Raw genomic sequence first — 18,919 nt, forward strand, 5'->3', positions numbered from 1 at the left:
ACGTGATATGTATAGGGGATGACTATCAGTTGGCGGTAATCACCCTCCTAGCTTTTCCCTCACCACCCCGTTTGAGAGAATATGCCTCGACGAATTCTCGTTCCAATTGACGGGTCGCGGAAATCCACTGAAGGATTGGAGTATGCGTTGTCGATGTATTCCCAGGAAATGATTACCGTTCTGCATGTTATGCAACCGTTTGAACCCGAGGTCGCTGAAGGAGGCCAACCCGCATACGATGAGATGGACGAGTGGTACGAAACACACCACGGCGAAGCAGAAAGGATTCTCGACGAGGCACACGAACTGGCTTCTGAATATGAGACAGGCATCTCGACTGTTATCGATATCGGTGAGCCATGGCGAGCGATCGTCAGCTACGTCGAAGAACACGATATTGAGCACGTTATCATAGGCAGCCACGGACGCAACGAAGATTCACCACTTCCGCTGGGAAGCGTTGCCGAAACCGTCATGCGTCGAGCTCCAGTTTTAGTGTCGATTGTGCGATGACAACGTGTTCGCAGAGAAATCCCTGCGTCTGTACTTACTAAGAGTATCTGACCAGTTCCAGTCTGACGCCTATAGAGTGAAATCAGGCAACTGCAAATCAGATGATTGAAAATGTATTAGTGCAGGATCGAGCGGCCTCACCTATGTGGTAGCTCACAGTCAGAGTGCGTGATTTGTTCTCGAGTTGCGGCTCATGATGGGATATTCCCGACCCAGAGACCGAATCATCCAAAGCCAAATCATATATAGAAATGACATCTCCGAGGGTTCTTAACATAGCGACAGATCATCTCTAATTGAGGACACAGACTGATAAGATGGCCAACGTCTCAGGATAACATATAATGTACGATACTATCCTCGTTCCGACCGACGGTAGTTCGGGAGCAAAAGCGGCTGCACAGTATGGATTAAACCTTGCGAGTACTTTCAACAGCGATGTACGCTTTTTGAGTGTGATCGATGAATGGTCGTACAGCAGCGCTCTCAGCAATTTCGACTCGCTTGCAGACGATCAACGCGATGCACTTGAAGAGAGAGCGACGGGCAATCTTCGCTCGCTGGAGGAACTCGCCACCAAATTCGACATTCCATTTGCATCAGAAATCAAACACGGAACCCCACATAAGACGATACTCAACGACGCCGACGAACACGACATTGATCTTGTTGCGATGGGCACGCATGGACGGACGGGACTTGATCGATACCTCCTTGGAAGTGTAACCGAACGCGTCGTCAGAACCGGTGATGTGCCCGTACTCACCACCCGAATTACATCGAACGACCATTTCTCATACGAAGACGTGCTGATCCCGACCGATGGCAGCGATGCCGCGAACACCGCCATCGGTCATGGACTAGCTATCGCCAACCAGTACGATGCTACCGTTCACGCGCTTTCAGTTGTGGACATGGGCGATATTCCCACTTCTTTCAATGTCGCTGCTCTCATTGAAGCATGGAAAGGCGATTGTGAGCAAGCAGTCTCCGAAGTGGTCGACGCGGCCGAAAGTCATGGTCTTGACGTCGTTACAGAGATCCACCAGGGTACACCCTATCGCGCTATCAAATCGTATGTCAAAAATGAGGGGATCGATCTCGTCGCCATGGGCACGCACGGTCGAGAGGGGCTTGACCGTTATCTCATCGGCAGCGTCACCGCACGCACTGTCAGAACGAGCGAGGTTCCGGTGCTCACGGTCGGATAGTACTACAAAAGCCAGCGCCTATTGAATAGAATTCAGACCAAACACAGATAAATCTTCAGTTGAGAATGGCGAATCGGCGTTGTTTGCGCTCAGTCTGTTGCTGACGTCTCGTCGTCTGAATCGATTTTGCTGTCTGCATCTGTTTGCTGTCTAACGACCAGCACTGGCGTTTCAGAGAGTCGAAGTACACGTTCAGCGACACTGCCGAGCAAGAAGCGGACGATACCACGCTGGCCGTGCGTACCCATGACGACAAGGTCGGTATCGTTTTCGGCAGCGTAATTGAGAATAACACCGAATTGTCGAAGTGGGCGGGGGTGGGAGACGCTCAAAGCATCGCTCCCGAGGTGGGAAGAAAACATGAGGTGATTGTCTATCTATGTCAACGGATCTAGTCCGGTGAGCTGACCCCCTTTCGCCCAGTCAGTTCATCAGGAACGAGCCGGAACTGGTTGAAAGTCACGTCATCAGGTGATTCCTCAAAGATATCGACGAACGGGATATCCACGGCCCAGCGTTCTTGGCGAGCAGCCGCTTCGTACGGTAACTCAGTAAGGTCTTCGAGTGCCCCAACCGCAATGACGCTTCGCCAGCCGTCGTTGGTGCGACTATGAGTCACGAACGAAACTGGTCGATCAAGGAACTTCTCTTTCGTACTGCCTGACGGAAGCGCGAGTCGATAATGGAAATGAGCGGTGTCAGTGTCGTAGCCGTACGATACCGGGAGCGAGAACGGTGGCTCGTCGCTACTGGTCGAAAAGGAGAGCGTCCCTGTGCCACCGTTTCCGAGAAAGGCGTTCATCTCCTCGTCGGACAGGCGAAGCCAGCGAAAGCCGCTCATGCGAGAAGAAATGTCCCGTGGGTACAAAAAGAATCGGTGACATCTCCCAAGGAGATGTAATACTCTGGCATCATGAATTCGTGTTCCAGTGTTCGCGCGTCGAACGACGGACGTACCACGCGATAGCGATGAACCCAGGGATAGCAACTACCAGCGCTACGAAGAGACGACCCCAATCGGCGATACTCAGTGGAACTGTCCCAAAGTACTGGTTGAGGGGCGTGTACAGTACTGACAGGTGCAACGCAAACGACATAAGAACGGCTCCAGCCAGCCAACGATTCGTCAGCGGTGGTGTTCCCCGAGACCAGCGAACCACGTACAGTTTAGCGAATTCGAAGACGACGAACGCGGTGAAGATCATCGTCATGACGTACGGCGATACCGTGGACGCGCCGTCCAACAGAAGAAACATCGTACCGAGGAGGACGACGGTGGTCGTCAGACCGACACCGCCGATAAGCGTCGTCATTGGTCGGTCAATGATACCGCCATTGGATTCACGTGGCTCCCGTTTCATCACATCGCCGGACGCGGAGTCGACACCGAGTGCGAGCGCTGGGAGACCATCTGTCAATAGGTTGATCCAGAGTAACTGAACTGCTGGGAGAATGAGATAGCCAAAGAGCGATGCAATAAAGACGAGTAATACCTCCGCAAAGTTGGCTGATAGTAGATAGGCGACGAATTTCCAGATGTTGTCGAAGATGGTCCGCCCGCGCCGAATGGCGTTTTTGATCGTCGCGTAGTTGTCGTCGAGGAGGATGATGTCGCTGGCTTGCTTGGCGACGTCAGTCCCCCGTTCACCCATAGCGATACCGATGTCGGCATTTTTGAGCGCGGGCGCGTCGTTGACGCCGTCGCCCGTCATCGCCACCGTCCGTTCGTCCCCTTGCAGCGCGCGCAGGATACGCACCTTGTGAGTCGGCGTCGTTCGGGCGTAGACGTCGACGTCCTCGACGCGGTCGCGCAGTTCGGCATCGTCCATCGTGTCCAGCTCTCTTCCCGTCAGGACGGCCGAATCGATGCCGATTTCGCGCCCGATGGCGCGTGCAGTCAGGCGATTGTCGCCGGTGATCATCTTCACGTCGATGCCCGCGGCGTGGGTCTCGTCGATGGCGTCGGCGACCTCCGGCCGAGCCGGGTCGATGAGTCCTTGGAGTCCGACAAACACGAGGTTCTCCTCGGGGTCGCCGCCGTCGTCGGCCGGCTTGTACGCGAACGCGAGGACGCGTAGCGCGTCGTCGGCGAACGATTCGATGCGCTCTCGAATCCGTGATCGGGTCGCGTCGTCGAGGTCTTCGACGTCATCGGAGGTCTGTACGCGTGTCGCTCGCTCCAGGATGACCTCGGGGGCACCCTTCACACGAATTCGGTCGTCGTGAATCGTCGCCATTCGCTTTCGGTCCGAAGAGAAGGGTACCTCGTCTTCTCGGGGAATGTTCTCGCGGAGCGCGGGGACGTCGATTCCTGCCTTGACGGCCGCATGGTACAGGGCTTGCTCGGTCGGGTCGCCGCGTTCGTCGTCGGCGTCGTTACACAGCGCCCCGATCCGGAGCAAGGTGTCGACACGGTTGTCTTCCCAGTCATCGTTTTCGTCGATCACTCCATCATGGACCCAGAAGCGAGTGGCGTGCATCCGTCCCTCGGTGAGAGTTCCGGTCTTGTCGGTGCAGACGACCCCCACGGAGCCGAGCGACTCGACCGCCGAGAGGGTCCGCACGAGCGCGTTCTCGTTGGCCATGCGCTGGACGCCGAGCGCCAACGTGAGCGTGACGACCGCCGGCAGTCCTTCAGGGATAGCGGCAACAGCGAGCGAGATGGCCGTCAACACCGCAGACAATAGGGCGGTGCCTCGAAACAACAAGAACGGTATGACAAGCGCCGAGAGCACGAGAACGCCGATACCGAGCCGTCGGCCGAGACGATCCAGATCGCGTTGGAGCGGGGTTTGGCGCGCTTCGGCGGTTGCGAGTTCGGTCGCGATGGACCCCATTTCTGTGGCCATGCCCGTTTCGACGACGACTGCCTTGGCCCTCCCACGAGTAACGGTCGTCCCTCGATAGAGCATGTTTGTACGCTCAGCCAGCGGCGTTTCGCTCGCAAGCGTTGTCAGCGTCTTCTCGACGGGGACGCTTTCGCCGGTCAGCGATGCTTCGTCGACTTGGAGGTTGGCTACTTCGATGACTCTGGCGTCAGCTGGGACGGAATCGCCCTGTTCGAGAACCAGTATGTCGCCGGGAACTATTTTTTCAATACTGACCTCGCGGCGCGTTCCGTCGCGGTAGACGGTCACGTCCGGAGACGACAGTTCGCGGAGTGCTTCGAGGCTCTGCTCTGCGCGATATTCTTGAACGAATCCAAAGATACCGTTAGCGAGTAGGATGATCGTGATGAGAACGGCATCGACGATGTAACCAACAGCAAAGGAGAGCACCGCCGCACCCACGAGAACGAGCACCAAGCCGCTGGTAAATTGCGAGATGAGGACCTCGAACGCGCCTCGGCCCTCTTCGCTCTCTATTCGGTTTGCACCGACGTTCTCGAACCGCTGCTGTGCTTCTTCAGTCGAGAGTCCACCGGTGTTGCTGTCGACCGCATCGAACACCGCATCACTCGAGCGCTCGTACCAAGTCATGTTTGCTAAGAAATCGACATCTAGCAGCGAACAGGGGTATCAAGCTTGTCCACTATTGCACACAAACTGTCCCTCGTCAAATACTGTTCCGTGCTGGATGTGCATTGTGTTGAGATTGGTTACTACCGCGTTCGCGGGGTATTTGAAACTGCCCCATCCTTCGAACACCCCGTCTTCCAATTTCTGGAGACGCAGCAGTATGCCAGCCGTCACTGAAAACCGTTGAGATATTCAGCCACCCAGCCACCATCCGTAGAGTTTCGCTCGTTCGTCAGGGTCCCGAGGCTTCTTGGATCGGCCGTAGGTTTTCCCTTTGAGGATCTGGCGTTCGATTGCGTTTGCAGCGAGTCGGATTGCGTGGGGAGCGCCGTAACCTTCTCCATCAGCGGTGAAGTAGCCACGGTCAGTAACCAATCGGATTCGAGCTAGCACCAGTGGCACGCCCCGACTCTGCTCTTTGTGCTCTTGTAGCTCGATGCTCGCCTTGATGACATCCATCTCACCGTACTTCGAGGTCACGCTCTCGATCAACGCCGAAACGTCATCGTAGTCACTGTCTTCAAGCAAATCAAGACCAACCACCTGCACGGTACGCTGATCTTCACGCTCCCACGTGAGTGCCTCAATGACGTCCGTTTTGGTGACGATACCGATCGGTTCTTCGATTTTGTTGTTCGTAACAACTAACGAAGAAATATCCTGATTGAACATCGTTTCGACCAGTTCGTCGAGCGGTGCATTTCGTCGAACTGTCGTGACTGTATCGGACATCAGATTCCGCACTGGCAAATCGAGCATTCGATCAGTGTCCCCCTCACGCGCGCCGAAGCCACCGTGACTTCCTCCTGCTGCTCGTCCGCCGCCACCGCGATCACCGAAGTCGCTTGACGAACCACCCTGACTCTTTTGCCCGCTCCGCGTCGTGAACGCAATGACGTCGTACAGACTTAACATTCCCACGAGTTCGTCATCGACGACAGGGAGGTGTGCGATGCGTGCTTCCCGTAAGGTGTTGAGGGCTTTCCCAATCGTGGTCTCAGGGCTTGTGCTAATCAGTTCCGTCGAGTACGCGTCGTCGACAGTCACAGCGTCGAGAAACGGGCGCACAGCTTCCAAGATGGCATCCGTGGTCACGACACCGAAGACATGGTTGTCGTCTAACACCGGGAGCGTTTTGGCGTCGCTCCCGATCATGAGCCGTGCAACCTCGCGGACATCTTCGGTCCGGTCGACTGCCGGAACATGCTGTACCCGTGAACCGACCTTCGTAGAGGGTTGGTTCGAAGACGAGGCTAATTGTCGGCGACTGATGATGCCGTGATACTCGTCACCGTCCATAACGACAACGGCGTCGAGTTCCTGATTTTCGAACGCGCCGGCCACCTTCGAGAATGGTGTCCCGACATCGAACTCGGTGAAGCTCGTCGAGACGATTTCGGAGATATCCATCGTATCTCTAGTATGAGTGGTGATAAGAGGTTATATCTTCCGCTCTATTGAAAATGGACGGCGGCGTAGGGATTTGATGATTTAGGCGAACATTTTCTCACAGGGTGTCATAGAATTCTTCGCATACCTCAGCAACAGTCCGAGAAATGGTGCTTGAGAAGCAGCCAGTGTTGTCGCTATTCAGACCAGCGGTAGCAGGCCTCTTGGCCGATATCCGAAAAGCATGCCAACTGTTTTATGGCGTCCCGTCTATAATATCAACTTCTCTCTATTCGGTTAACAATTGCAGTCATATTTCCCCGTCTGCGAATCTGTCCGTCTCTGAGCGGCACAAATTATGACCTGTCCGGGTCTTGATTTGCCAGCATGAGCCGGTCTACGACACAGGACGGGGTTCCAGTCTCGGCCTCCGTACCGGACGCACCGATTCGGCAAGCCATCATCTTCGTCGGGCTGATATTCGCAGTCTCCTTAGCGTTCTACCTTCCGGGTATCGCCTCGGGTCAGGGGTGGATTTCGGTCGCGGTCCCGTCGGTGGTCTCCGACATCGGGGTATTCGGTCCGGCCATCGCCGCCTTGATTCTGCTTGGCCGCGAGCGGGGCCGGGCCGGTCTCACGAAACTCGTTCGGGACGCGACCGCGTGGCGCTTCGGCGCGCGCTGGTGGGTGGCGACGCCCGCGCTACCGCTGCTAGTGTTGCTCGGCGCGATGTACGCGGGCTGCCGCCTGCTCGGTGGCCCACCCACCACCGCGACCGTCGAGATGCTCGCCGCGGCCGGCACGGAGGCATTCTTTATCGTGCCCATAATTGCCTTCGTGATCGTCGCGTTCGCGTACGGCGAGGAAGCGGGCTGGCGGGGCTACCTGCTCCCGCGGCTCCAGACGTGATGGAGTGCGCTGACCGCGAGCCTGCTCCTCGGCGTCGTCTGGTTCCTCGGGCACGTCCCGCTGCTGTTCCTGCCCGACACGAACAGCGCGATGCCGCTCCCGCTCATTCGGCGTTCATCTTCGTCTCGTTGATGTACACGTGACTGTTCAACAGCACCAGTGGAAGCGTCCTCGCAGTGACGCTCCTCCACGGCGATTTCAATGTCTGGAACCGGTTCATCGCCTCTCACCCCTCCAGCACGGGCGACCGCTCTCAGGGATGATGGTCGGCGTCGTGAGGGTCGTCGCGGTCTACGGCGCGCGAACGCTCGCACGGAAGCACGGTCCGAACGTCGCCGCCAGCAACTGTCGACCGCGATGGGAGGCTCCGCCTTGGTGCGGAAGGTGGCGAGGGCGACCGCCGATTTGATTCACACTCATCCCGACGACCACAGTACCTGGTAGCTGAGTGCGCGAGCGAGACGCACCTCGCCGTGTAATCGACACGCTTGCAGCCGAGTTACCGACCCATCGGGAGGAGCGCCGCTGTTTTCGTATCCCGTTCGACGGGCCCTCTCAGCAACCCCATTTATTGGCTCGGGGCGTTTCTTGCCCCTCGAAAGGTGAACCAGCATGGTTTCGATGCTCGTGTGTTACGGAACTGGTGAGGGACAGACGGCGAAGGTTGCCGATCGAATTGTCGACGTGCTCGCCGAACGCGACCACGACACCACGGCGATGAACGTCGCCGACGTTCCACCCGATTTCGCCATCGAAGAGTTCGATACCGTGCTCGTTGGTGCGTCGATTCACGTGGGCAAACAGCAATCGGCCGTTCGGGAGTTCGTGGACGACAACCACGACGCGCTGGCGTCGCGCCCGACGGCCTTCTTCCAGCTGTCGATCTCTTCGGCGGGGCCCGATGAGGAGCGTCGGGCCGAAGCCGCGGGATACGCCGATGAATTCCTCGAAACGATCGACTGGCAGCCCGACCACATCGGGCTGTTCGGCGGCGCACTCCGATACTCGAAGTACGGCTTCCTCAAGCGGCTGCTGATGAAACGCATCGCCAAAGACACCACCGGTGATACCGATACGTCCCGTGATTACGAATACACCGACTGGGCGGAGGTCGCGGCGTTCGCCAACGACTTCGCCGCGTTCGTTGAGGGGCGGTTCGGCGTGGCATCCAGTGGGGACGGGCAAGCGAGGATCGAATGACCGCTTCACGAACCACGCTCCCGCGCCCGTACATCCTCGCGTCACTCGCAACTCTCGTTTTGACCGTAATTGCAACGATTGTCGGCCTATTCGTCCCCGGTTTCTACCGCGACGCGCCGGTACTTCTCCCGCAGGTCTACGGGCAGGACCTGCTGACGCTGGTGGTGGCGGTCCCCGCACTCGCTGTGTCGCTGTATTTCACGGTCGACGGCTCGCTCCGAGGGTATATCGTCTGGCTCGGTGTGACCGGCTATCTGCTGTACACCTACGCCTCGTATGCGTTCATGACGGCGTTCAACGAACTGTACCTCGTCTACGTTGCGCTGCTCGGGCTGACGCTCTACACCTTCGTGGGCGGGATGGTCCGCCTCAACCCCACCGGTCTCAAACGGGCGGTCGGCGAGCGGAGCGTGCGGTCGTACGTCGCCTTCCAACTGCTGGTGGCGCTTCTGGTCGTCACCCTCTGGCTCGCCGATATCCTTCCCGCAACGCTCGCCGGTATCACGCCGGAAAGCGTCACGGCGGCGAACTTACCGACAAACGTCATCTACTCGCTCGACCTTGGTGTTCTCGTACCTGCGTACGTCATTTCGGCGTACTGGCTCGGTAAGCGCCGGGCGTGGGGCTATGTCTTCACCGGTGTGGTGCTCGCAAAGATTGCCACCCTCGGGCTGGCGGTGCTCTCGATGGTCGTCGTCATGGTCGCCGACGGCCAGTCGGTGGTGCTCCCGCAGGTCGTCATCTTCGGTCTCATCAGCGCCGTCGGTCTCTGGCTGCTGATTCGATTCCTCCGCTCGGTCGAATCGGGTCCGGCGGCGTGGACCGCCGGCGCTTCGAGCGGGCTGACGGGCAAATGACTCGCCCCAAACCGGGCTCTGTGCCTTCCCCTAAGAATTTCCCGGCAGCGACCGAACCATCGACGGATGCTTGATTCGACCACCGTGCGTCGTGGTGCGCTCGCGCTCGCCGGCGTCAGCGGCGCACTGGGTGTCGTTCAACTCCGTGCTCAGCGGAAACTGCTAGAGCGCCAACGGGCGCTCAGGACTGAACGGACGGCCGACGATGTGTTCGATTCCGACTCGATTGCCGACCTGCCGCCGGCGGCCGAGCGGTATCTCCGACACGCCATCGCACCCGGAACGCCACTTGCCCGCCGGATCGAGCTGACAATGGACGGTCAGCTCCGTCTCGGCGGTCGCTGGCTGCCGTTCACGGCCGACGAGACGCTGGCCGCGCGACGCGGGTTCATCTGGCGACCGACGGTTCGATTCGGTTTCGGCCTCCGGTTTTCGGGAGCCGACTTCCACATCGATGGCACCGGTGGACAGCGGTTCGCCCTCGCCAGCCTCGTCCCCATTGTTCGCTCCAGCGGGCCGGTCATCAACCGCTCGTCGGCCGGCCGGTTCCTCGCCGAGTCGGTCTGGCTCCCCACAAGCTTCCTCCCGGCGATGGGAGCCGAGTGGGAAGGAGTCGGTGACCGACGGGCGCGCGTCGTGCTTCCGGACGTCGAGGAATCGCTGACAGTGACCGTCGATGAAGCGGGCGCGGTCGAATCCGTCGAGACACTGCGTCTGGACGGCGACACCGGCGAGATGCGCCCGTTCGGGGCGTCAATCGAGCGCGAGCGAACCGTCGACGGGCTCACCATCCCCTCCCGATTGGAGGTGGGCTGGGGGTTCGGAACCGATGCGTACGAGCCGTTCTTCCGGGCGGAACTCCGAGATGCCTTCTTTCATTGACTCGGCTGTCGAATTTCGGCTCTCACGGAGTATCCGGCACCTGAGACGACCGGGTACTTGACGTACGCCACCAGTGCACGATGAGGATGGCCGCCACGAGGGCCGTACCCCAGAGACTGAACGGTTGCATCTCGGGTGCGAGCCCCAACGCGAGACCAGTGAAGTTCAGCATACCGTGGAACACGAGGACTGCCAGAATGCTACGCCGCGTGTTGTACACCCAGATGATCAGCAGGGTCTGGAGGACGATCGACGGCAGCCACTACCAGAGTTCCAGGGCGAAGGACAGATCGGTGTAGTAGCCAGGGAACCAGACGAACGGCATGTGCCAGATGGCCCAAGTGCCATCGTTGAGCAGGCCGGAAACCGTCGGACCGAAGCGTTCCTATAACCGGTCGAGATAGTACCCACGAAACCCGATCTCTTCGGCCAAGGGGAAAATAAACGACAACAGCAACATGAACCCGACCGCTCCGGGATCGCTCAACTGGCCCCAGCGAGGTCGATCAGACGGTCGGTCACCCCTATGAGAATGGCTGCACCTCCCATCATGAGGTCAAACGCCAGCCAGTAACCTATGATGATCATCCACCACCTCGGAGCGATCCGACTGATATCAATCATCCGTTGCCAGATGTGCGCACTCGCTCGGCTCCGCCGGTGATGTAGGCCATCGTGACGCCAGCAATCACCGGGCTCGCACCACCGATGAGGGTTGGATTATTGGACTGACTACCTAGCTACCCCATCCGGCTTTGGCTGAAACCGGTCTGATGAAGGGTTCATCTGAGCCGCTCGATACGGGCCTTATTTCAATCAAATCCCCGACAATTTGAAGGAATTGACGACCGATCAGAGAGATGTCTGGAGGTACCATCCAGCGGAGGAACCACGACTCGAAGCGCGGAAGACGGCGGTTCACAGCCACGAGTGCCCCGGTACGTCGACTGACTCGTCACCGGGATACTGGTCCTCATCGGACCGGCGTTCGTCGTCGGTGGGGCAGCACTCTTCGTGCTGGCCGATGTCGAACTGATCACCGAGGGCGTCGAGGCGGGAACGATACAGTTAGACGTGTTCAGCGGCCAGAGGCTCGTCGACGTGACGTACGCGATGGCGTGGTGGAGCGGCGTCGGTCTCCTCGTGACCGGGGTGGCGACGTGGCTCGCTGCCGTCGGCTTCGGCGTCTACAGACGACGGGCGCACCGCCGGCAGGAAACGTCCGGCGAGGTGCTTCGAAGTACGAGGCCGAACACGACACCATCGATGGAGTTGAGAAGGGCCGTTCGAGCGATCACGACCAATGTTAGCGGCGTCGCTGCGGCGACTGCCGGAAAGTGACCGGCTCCGAAAACGACTGCTGCGATCAAAATCGCCATCTATACCGTCGTGCGCGAAGGCGAACCTGTCGACCGGCGAGCCGTCACCCTACCCAGACGAGTAGCGTCATGAACCCCCAGCGGAGGAGCACCTCCTCGGTAACGACGAGCGCAATCCGAACCGGATTTCTCCTCAAGCATTGCCCGACATCGATGTTGTCCAAAAGACCTCTATTCCGGTCCGTAGTTCCATTTATGTATCCAATATTTCTATCCGTAGCTCATGAAGGCCACCATCCAATCGCTTCTCAATGGCATTGTGAGCGCGCTTCTCGTTTACACCGTCATCAACAGACTCCGCGGCCGCCGCGCCGTCTCGTCGCCGGAACTGTCTCGTTTACTGTCAGCCTGCTCACCCAGACCGTCGACGCTGCAACACAGCAAGGAACTCTTCGAGCCAGTCAAGCGAACTGGCCACTCGAATCGGAGAGCATAGAGGAAGATGATGGCTGAACCGGCGCACGATTCGGGGCGTGAGTCGTGGATTGATCGCCATCGGCTGGTCGTCTTCTTGCTGATCACGTATGCGTTCACGTGGGTGATTCAGGGGTTTGTCGCAGCCAGCGGGATGGAAGCGTCGTGACGCAATCGATCCTCATCGGGTTTGGTGGATCCGGACCGGCTATCGGGACAGCTGCGGTCATCTGGGCCAGTGGCGGCGACCTCCGCAAATGGGTCGGCCAGTTCTTCCGCTGGCGAATCGGGGTCAAGTGGTGGGCAATTGCTCTCGGACTCCCCCCTCGTCATTTTGACCGTGGCAGTGGTCCTGTTCGTCGCGTTCGACGGGCCGATTGGCCCGAGTTCGTTCTCGTTCACTGGCATCTATCCCCTCGCGCTGGCGTGGGGCACGGTCTGGGGCGGCGGTCAGGAGGACCTCGGCTAGCAGGGGTTCATGCTCCCGCTCCTCCAAGAGAAATACAGCGCTCTCGTCTCAAGCATGATGGTCGGCGTCGCATGGGCCGGCTGGCATCTCCCGCTGTTCCTCAACGTGACTACCCACGGCGGCTGGTCGCTCTCCCAGCAGTTGCTCTGGGTGGTATCGATCCTCGCTGGGTCGATCCTCTGGACGTGGATATACAACAGCACGGGCGGCAGCGTTCTCGCCGTCGCCGTGTTCCACGCCGGCGTCAATGCGATGGGAATCTTCCACCCTGCCGACACGGCGGCGATGGCCTCGGCAGAGTGCCCGACCATGGTTGAATCTCCTTTCGGAGGTGACGGGGCTGGTTCCATTGGTCATCGTTGCACTCTTCCTGGTCGTCGTGTACGGTCCCGGCCGATTCGCCAATTGGGAGATTCCTGGGAGCGAAGCGGTCGGGGTCAATCAGGATTCGAACGGTCGGTAGCACTCGAAAGCCACTGTCGGGGACGGATTGTGTGCATACAGCAGCCGTGGATACGTTCGATTCGCTCCCCCATGGGCGAGCGTTGTCGCCGGTCAGTCTCTGAGCGAGACTTCGGCCAACGTTGCAAACCCAGTGAGAGTAGCCCCATCCGAACTGGCATCCGTTCTCGGTGACGTCCTCCTGGGGTCTTTGAACTCCACTACTTGGGCCGTTATCTTCGTGTCGACTTGCCAGTCTTCCGGAAACGTGATATCGAGCTCGGCAAGTACTGCTCGAATATTCAGCTTCGCTGGAGGTCGTAATTCGGCCTCGCGCAGATCGAGCTCAGCCGAGCCGAGAACGGTCGTTACGCTGCCGCCCTAAAACTGAGACGACGTGACCCGTCGAATGTCCTCGCCGACGATCACCCGATGGTTAATCTTCACAATCAAACTAGTAGAAAGTCGCTATTCATTTATGATTTGTAGCATAACGGCTGAACTGGTACTCCTTTGACCGCGGCGTTGGTGACGAAAATCGCTACCATGGCCGTTCTTCGATAGCGTGCCCGCGACCAATGAGAGACGATCACGGCATAGCATTTCGTTCTCGCCCAGTTCGGGGGATCGCTCGTGGGTCTCACTGCCTTCGTCGTTCTCCGAACTTAATATCCTTTGAGAATAAGCCGGTGGGTATTTGATGATACTGGGTGAACGAGTCGCTTAGAATGGTATTTAAGAAAATCAGGCTCATCGGACGGAGCAACGAGAGTTTCGAAAACGCCGTGGACGACGCCGTCGATCGCGCCGAGGAAACGCTTGACAATCTCATGTGGGTTTCCGTGGAGAACCAATCGGTCGAACTGGCCCGGGCCGAGCGGGAATATCAGGTCGAGATCGAAGTCGCGTTCGAACTTGATGAAGGGGTCGGCGAGTAAGCGACGCTACAATAGAACATCCTCGTTCCGACCGACGGCAGCGACTACGCCGCTCGTGGCGTCGAACACGGAATGGAGCTTGCGACGGCACACGGCGCGCATCTCCACGTCCTGTTCGTCGTCTACGAAACCGTCTACGGCTCCACCCCAGCGTTCAGCAGCTACGAGGTGTTCCTCGAACAGATCGCCGACGAGGCCGAGGAAGTTGCTGAAAACATTGTCGAGGACGCGACCGAACGTGACATCGACTCGACGATGTCGGTCCTCCGTGGCGTCCCTCCCAAGAAAATCTTGGAACACGCCGGAAACAACGACATCGATCTCATCACGATGGGAAAGCGCGGTGCAACGGGCGTTGAGCCGCCGCACATGGGTTCCGTGACGAACCGCGTGCTCCGTGGGGCTGACGTTCCGGTTCTGCCGGTATGACTTCTCGTCGGTGGTCCACTGGAATACCCCAACGTCTCAGCAGTACGCGAACGTGATGCTCAGTCGTTCACAGCATCACTGGCTGGAATCAATACATTAGCAGTAGCGGAACGATTAACAATGAATGGTAAAAACCAGCGAAATAAGCCGTTTTTGTGAGGTGCGTGTTCTGGACGTGGTCGAGAGTCATACGATACTCGGTGTAGTACGCGAGAGAAACCAGCGTGACGGCTACCCCCAGACCCAATATGACGAGAATGGAAGCGATACCGACCGATGAGTTAAGAGCTATCACAACGATGAGTGTGGAATATATCTACGCGGAAAATCAAAATAGAGCAGTTCAGGGTGTGTGAAGACTTCTGCACCACCCCTGCGGTTTTCGGTTTAGCAGTCGGGGCCTGCTACCGTTTTAGTTCAGTATCCGTTCAGACGATTGGAACGATATGTTCTCGAAAGCGTTCGAAATTCCCCGGCGGAGACGCTCGGAAGCGGCTTGGTTGGAGATGTCGAACGAGTCGGCGAGTTCGTTCAACGTCGTATCACGTGGGATGTTGAAATATCCCTCGTCGACGGCCTCCGTGAGCAGCTCTTCCTGCGTAGATGTAAGCCCGTTCGATCCGCTGTCGGGACCGTCGGTCGTCGTTCGGAGTTCATTCAAGACAAACGAACGATCACGCCTCGTACAGTAGTCACGACACGCGGCGAGCGCGTTCCGGTCGGGAAAGCGCATCCGCATCCACATACCGTCGCCGTTGAGCGTACAGGCAAGCAATACGCCGCCGAGGTTCGTCCACTCCCAGTAGGTCATCGCTGCGGCCGAGAGCCGTAGCTGATACAGTTTCTTGTTGTCGATTTGCTCGCTCAACGCCTCGATTGTCTGGACCGCCTCCTCGTGTTCGAGATCGCGTTCGAACGTCTCAAAATCGTCGCCCTCTGCCCAGACCGTGACCAACACAGTTTCGTGATCACAGGCTGTCATTCCCTCTACGAGCAGCCGCATTTCAGGTAGCTCATCAAGCACGGCCGCATAGCTCGGACGGTCGATCACGAACTCGGCGACGACGCTCATTTGTCTACCCTCCGGTGGTCCATCCTCTTCGGCTTGCCGAGAAGGCCGCCCACCCGTTCGAATGCGAGCCCGACCAGGGTCATGGCAGGCATCGCCACCGGGCAACCTATCGTCGGGAGCACACGCACGGTGACGTGCTCTCCTCGCTGTAATGGGATTGCTGCTTTTGGGCGCTCACCTTTGCCGGCCATATATTCACCTTTGTATTGGTTCTTCGCGTTGATAAGAAACGCTATGATTTTCGTAACTTGAGAACAAACGGGAGGGTTTTCGGAGACCGAGCAATCGATTATCCCACAAAACCGTCGGTGGCACGAATATTGAGGTCGTGTCTCGGAGTGGCCATTTCCATGCCCCAGCCGTTGTTCCTTGACGTGGTTTGCGAGTATCCCGATAAAGACGTCTCCCGCCGCTCTCCTCGACCGATACGAGGTGTTCTTGTACAAGCTCGTCGTCTTCGCCGTAACTTTCGTCAGCGTCTTCGTTCTTGGTCGCTTCGTCGTGCCGCTCGTCGAGCGCGTGCTCAGCAGCAAGCGCGTGACGCCGACGATTCGCCAGCCATCGGAACGGTCCGTATTGCCGTCTACTTCGTCGCGTTTCTCGCCGGGCTCTTTTCGCTCGCTGACGAACCACGACATCAAAGACCAGTTCCGCATCGACTACCCGTTCACCGTTCCGTTCGGTGGCGACCTCCCCACGATTAAACACATATTTCTCGACGAAGCGGCGGCGAATCCGCGGATCCTCGCTGATCCCGAATCGACGTCGTCGTTCGGTTTTGGATCGCCGACCCGAGCCGCCAGAAGTTCGCTTGGAGTACTTTCAGGCGGTCGCGGAGCGTTTCGAATCCAAGGGTTTCGAGATGTCGCCTGAGTATCTCGAGTTAACCGGCGATCTAGCAGTCGATAGAGCAGTAGTGGCCGAGCGGACGACCGAAGGCATCCGATTAAGACCATTCGGAGCGATGACGGTGGTACCGCGGCCCGGCATTCATGTGGCCGTCGTCGCTACGACTCCGTGGGAGTCTTTCGAGCCGTTAGAACCGGGACCGGTGACGTCCGAACGAACTTCTCGGTGACGCTGCCGAGCATGTACCGGTCGACGCCCGTCCGACCGTGCGTGCCGAGCACGACGAGGTCGACATCGTTCTCCTCAACGTACGAGCGGATCGCCTGGTGGATCGACGTCCCGGTCTCGATCGTTCCCGAGACCGACTCGATGCCTGCACGTTCGGCAACCGCCGTGGCGTCGTCGACAACATCGGTGGCGGCCGCATTCACTTCCGTGGTCCGCTCGTCGCTCCGCAGATTGATGCCGAAATCACCCCTGTCGACGACAGTGAGGAGATGCAGTGATGCGCCGTTCGCGCCAGCCACGTCGATACCCAGTTCAAGTGCGTCGGTCGCACAGTCGCTGCCGTCGGTCGGGACCAGCACGTTCCGATACGGATGGGTAGTCGCCTCGTCGGCCTGAACCGTGAGGACTGGCGCATCCGCCCGTCTCATGACGCGCTCGGTGGTGCTGCCGAGGAGCTGTCGTTCGACGCCAGTTCGTCCGTGAGTTCCCATGACGATGAGATCGACATCGTGTTCGTCGGCCCGTTTGAGGATCGCTCGATACGGTGTGCCGTTCGCTATCGAGCCTTCGACGTGAGGGATGTCTGCCCGACTCGCTTGCTTGTGGATGTTTTCTATCGCCTCGCGGCCTTCGGATTCGAGCGCGTCGAATAGTTCGTCCTTTGCCACCCGTGCCGGAATCCCCGCCGTCTCGACGACGTGCAAGACATACAGCGAAGCGTCGTACGTCTCTGCGAGGGCGAGGGCTTGCTCGATTGCCGGCTGTACTGCCTCGCTACCATCGGTCGGAAGCAGAATCCGGTCGAACATATGGGTTGATACCCAGCCGTACCACATAAACTTCAGCTACCGCTCATTCAATCGGATCGGGCGCTGTCTAGTTAAGAGTGAGCAGGCCGAAGAGCTGGTGATCCATGCCACTCAGCGACCTGCTCGGTGAGACGTTAGGGCCGGTAGATAGTGACTGTTGGGACCGAGAGCGGACGGCGAACGCCCGTGAGTGGTCTGCGTGAGAGATGAATGTTGGTCAGCGGGTGAACCAGCGAATTCACTATCGCCGGTCGATTTTTTATCCCATAGAAGCAGCCACATCCCTCTACCATCCAAACGTTGCCCAGATCACTCCAGGGCGTTCGCCGTCCGACTCCATTCTGCGGGACTCTCGTTGCGTGAGACCGCAGCGATTCTTGAGCTCCTCGACGTTGACCGCTCGCACGGAGCGGTCTGGGACTGGACGCACCGCCTCGCAGACAGCCAAGACGAGACGGCGATCCAAATCGGCACGGAGTGGCGGTGGTGCTACGCTGCAATCGATCTTGATTCGATGCTGGTGCTCGACGTCGAAGTGTTCAGCCGCCGCGGGACCGATCCCGCGGCAGCATTTCTGTCGCGGCTCGCGGAGCATCACGACCTTTCAGAAGCGGAATTGCTGGTCGACAGCTTCGGCTACCGGACCGCTCTGTCCCGATTGGGACTGAGCGGTCAAGTGGAGTATAGCGGTCGGAACCACATTGAGCGATGGTTCCAGACACTCAAACAGCGGACGGACCGCTTCTATACAACCTGGAACGGCGGTCCGGCCAGCATTCGCCGCTGGCTGCGGCGATTTGTTCACTACTACAATACACAGCGACCGCACCAAGCGCTCAACGGCCGCACACCGGCTGAGGAGGCTTAACTAGACAGCGCCTCGGATCGGATCGTATCACAACACTGTTTAGACAGCTGGAACGATATTTAGTTACTGATGGGTCGTCTGGGCACTCGGTAATATTCATTCGTGCTCTTCTCATCATCGCGCTGTTTTTATTTGCAATCGGATTGCTAGGCTCTGCGACCGATGTTCTCGCTCTCGTTCTCAAACGAATTCTCGAACGAATCGTTACGGGCGACCGCTCGGTACTCGGTGTCAGCTGGGTCGTACGTACTGGCGAACGGGTCGGTCATCGCTGCGCTTTCGCTCACGCTGTTCAACGCGAAGCTGGTCGCTGCAACGCAGTTGTTCGTTATGATCGTCGGCTCTCGGCTCGGTGGGGCAGCCGTTGTCGTCTTTCTCGGCGTGGCGGATTACCTCAACGAAGAGGTCGAGTCGTTCAGCGAAGCGACAAGTTTGGGACTTCTTACGTTCTTAGTCCATCCGTGTTCGGTTAAGGTCTCATCTCTGTGTTGAAGGCGTGAGCCACTCGTTTGTTCAGGGTGAGGCGTGATCTCTCTGGTTGGCG

21 protein-coding genes are annotated in these 18,919 nt (G+C 58.4%); 13 read left to right on the forward strand and 8 right to left on the reverse strand.

Going from position 1 to position 18,919, the window contains the following annotated elements; translation table 11 throughout:
• The first annotated feature begins 81 nt into the window (after positions 1–81).
• A complete protein-coding gene (locus tag C451_RS03710; protein ID WP_049912843.1) occupies positions 82–513 on the forward strand; it encodes a universal stress protein in 432 nt (143 codons plus the stop codon).
• A gap of 344 nt (positions 514–857) precedes the next feature.
• The gene (locus C451_RS03715; RefSeq protein WP_007737856.1) at positions 858–1,724 is read left to right on the forward strand and encodes a universal stress protein; all 867 of its coding nucleotides are present in this window, start codon (positions 858–860) and stop codon (positions 1,722–1,724) included.
• Positions 1,725–1,813: 89 nt separating this feature from the next.
• On the opposite strand, the gene C451_RS24150 is transcribed toward C451_RS03715, so the two are convergent.
• From C451_RS24150 to C451_RS03735, 4 genes are all read right to left on the reverse strand, one after another.
• Positions 1,814–2,086, reverse strand: a complete 273-nt coding sequence (locus tag C451_RS24150) for a universal stress protein (protein ID WP_080503475.1) — start codon at positions 2,084–2,086, stop codon at positions 1,814–1,816.
• A 29-nt stretch (positions 2,087–2,115) separates the two neighbouring features.
• Entirely contained in the window at positions 2,116–2,565 is a 450-nt protein-coding gene (locus C451_RS03725) for a pyridoxamine 5'-phosphate oxidase family protein (protein WP_007737858.1), read from the reverse strand.
• Positions 2,566–2,635: 70 nt separating this feature from the next.
• On the reverse strand, positions 2,636–5,203 hold the full coding sequence (locus C451_RS03730) for a cation-translocating P-type ATPase (protein WP_007737859.1): 2,568 nt from the start codon (positions 5,201–5,203) through the stop codon (positions 2,636–2,638).
• Between the two features lie 231 nt (positions 5,204–5,434).
• Positions 5,435–6,652: a CBS domain-containing protein gene (locus tag C451_RS03735; protein WP_007737860.1), complete on the reverse strand. Its 1,218-nt coding sequence runs from the start codon at positions 6,650–6,652 to the stop codon at positions 5,435–5,437.
• Positions 6,653–7,018: 366 nt separating this feature from the next.
• On the opposite strand from C451_RS03735, the gene C451_RS03740 reads away from it, so the two are divergent.
• The 10 genes from C451_RS03740 to C451_RS03780 all read left to right on the forward strand — a co-directional run bounded on the left by C451_RS03740 (position 7,019) and on the right by C451_RS03780 (position 14,549).
• Positions 7,019–7,540: a hypothetical protein gene (locus C451_RS03740; protein WP_007737861.1), complete on the forward strand. Its 522-nt coding sequence runs from the start codon at positions 7,019–7,021 to the stop codon at positions 7,538–7,540.
• A 612-nt stretch (positions 7,541–8,152) separates the two neighbouring features.
• Positions 8,153–8,740: a flavodoxin domain-containing protein gene (locus tag C451_RS03745; RefSeq protein WP_007737862.1), complete on the forward strand. Its 588-nt coding sequence runs from the start codon at positions 8,153–8,155 to the stop codon at positions 8,738–8,740.
• Positions 8,737–9,597 carry a hypothetical protein gene (locus tag C451_RS03750; RefSeq protein ID WP_007737863.1) on the forward strand — a complete coding sequence of 287 codons (861 nt, stop codon included), beginning with the start codon at positions 8,737–8,739 and terminating at the stop codon, positions 9,595–9,597. Before C451_RS03745 ends, C451_RS03750 begins: the two co-directional genes overlap by 4 nt.
• Positions 9,598–9,663: 66 nt before the next feature.
• Positions 9,664–10,479: a DUF6544 family protein gene (locus C451_RS03755; protein ID WP_007737864.1), complete on the forward strand. Its 816-nt coding sequence runs from the start codon at positions 9,664–9,666 to the stop codon at positions 10,477–10,479.
• Between the two features lie 1,014 nt (positions 10,480–11,493).
• Positions 11,494–11,820 (forward strand): hypothetical protein, encoded by a 327-nt coding sequence (locus tag C451_RS03765; protein ID WP_007737866.1) that lies wholly within the window; start codon positions 11,494–11,496, stop codon positions 11,818–11,820.
• Positions 11,821–12,303: 483 nt separating this feature from the next.
• Positions 12,304–12,441, forward strand: a complete 138-nt coding sequence (locus C451_RS22505; protein WP_161605833.1) for a hypothetical protein — start codon at positions 12,304–12,306, stop codon at positions 12,439–12,441.
• 138 nt (positions 12,442–12,579) lie between these two features.
• Complete coding sequence (locus C451_RS22510; protein ID WP_161605834.1) at positions 12,580–12,741, forward strand: hypothetical protein; 162 nt, start codon at positions 12,580–12,582, stop codon at positions 12,739–12,741.
• 57 nt (positions 12,742–12,798) lie between these two features.
• Complete coding sequence (locus tag C451_RS24310) at positions 12,799–13,377, forward strand: CPBP family intramembrane glutamic endopeptidase (RefSeq protein ID WP_394295062.1); 579 nt, start codon at positions 12,799–12,801, stop codon at positions 13,375–13,377.
• Between the two features lie 533 nt (positions 13,378–13,910).
• Positions 13,911–14,120 carry a dodecin gene (locus C451_RS03775; RefSeq protein WP_007737868.1) on the forward strand — a complete coding sequence of 70 codons (210 nt, stop codon included), beginning with the start codon at positions 13,911–13,913 and terminating at the stop codon, positions 14,118–14,120.
• A gap of 18 nt (positions 14,121–14,138) precedes the next feature.
• The gene (locus C451_RS03780) at positions 14,139–14,549 is read left to right on the forward strand and encodes a universal stress protein (protein WP_049912846.1); all 411 of its coding nucleotides are present in this window, start codon (positions 14,139–14,141) and stop codon (positions 14,547–14,549) included.
• A gap of 412 nt (positions 14,550–14,961) precedes the next feature.
• Here the strand turns inward: C451_RS03780 and C451_RS03790 are convergent, their stop codons facing one another.
• The 3 genes from C451_RS03790 to C451_RS03800 all read right to left on the reverse strand — a co-directional run bounded on the left by C451_RS03790 (position 14,962) and on the right by C451_RS03800 (position 17,507).
• Positions 14,962–15,621, reverse strand: a complete 660-nt coding sequence (locus C451_RS03790) for a helix-turn-helix domain-containing protein (protein WP_007737871.1) — start codon at positions 15,619–15,621, stop codon at positions 14,962–14,964.
• Positions 15,618–16,259: a hypothetical protein gene (locus C451_RS21755; protein WP_152420394.1), complete on the reverse strand. Its 642-nt coding sequence runs from the start codon at positions 16,257–16,259 to the stop codon at positions 15,618–15,620. Before C451_RS21755 ends, C451_RS03790 begins: the two co-directional genes overlap by 4 nt.
• 369 nt (positions 16,260–16,628) lie before the next feature.
• Positions 16,629–17,507, reverse strand: a complete 879-nt coding sequence (locus tag C451_RS03800; protein WP_007737874.1) for a universal stress protein — start codon at positions 17,505–17,507, stop codon at positions 16,629–16,631.
• A gap of 280 nt (positions 17,508–17,787) precedes the next feature.
• Here C451_RS03800 and C451_RS03805 point away from each other — a divergent pair, with 280 nt between their 5' ends.
• On the forward strand, positions 17,788–18,375 hold the full coding sequence (locus C451_RS03805) for an IS6 family transposase (RefSeq protein WP_080503476.1): 588 nt from the start codon (positions 17,788–17,790) through the stop codon (positions 18,373–18,375).
• A gap of 146 nt (positions 18,376–18,521) precedes the next feature.
• On the opposite strand, the gene C451_RS22515 is transcribed toward C451_RS03805, so the two are convergent.
• Positions 18,522–18,662, reverse strand: coding sequence for a hypothetical protein (locus C451_RS22515; protein WP_161605835.1), 141 nt, complete (start codon positions 18,660–18,662; stop codon positions 18,522–18,524).
• Between the last annotated feature and the right edge of the window lie 257 nt (positions 18,663–18,919).

This window comes from Halococcus thailandensis JCM 13552 (assembly GCF_000336715.1).
Lineage (GTDB): Archaea > Halobacteriota > Halobacteria > Halobacteriales > Halococcaceae > Halococcus > Halococcus thailandensis.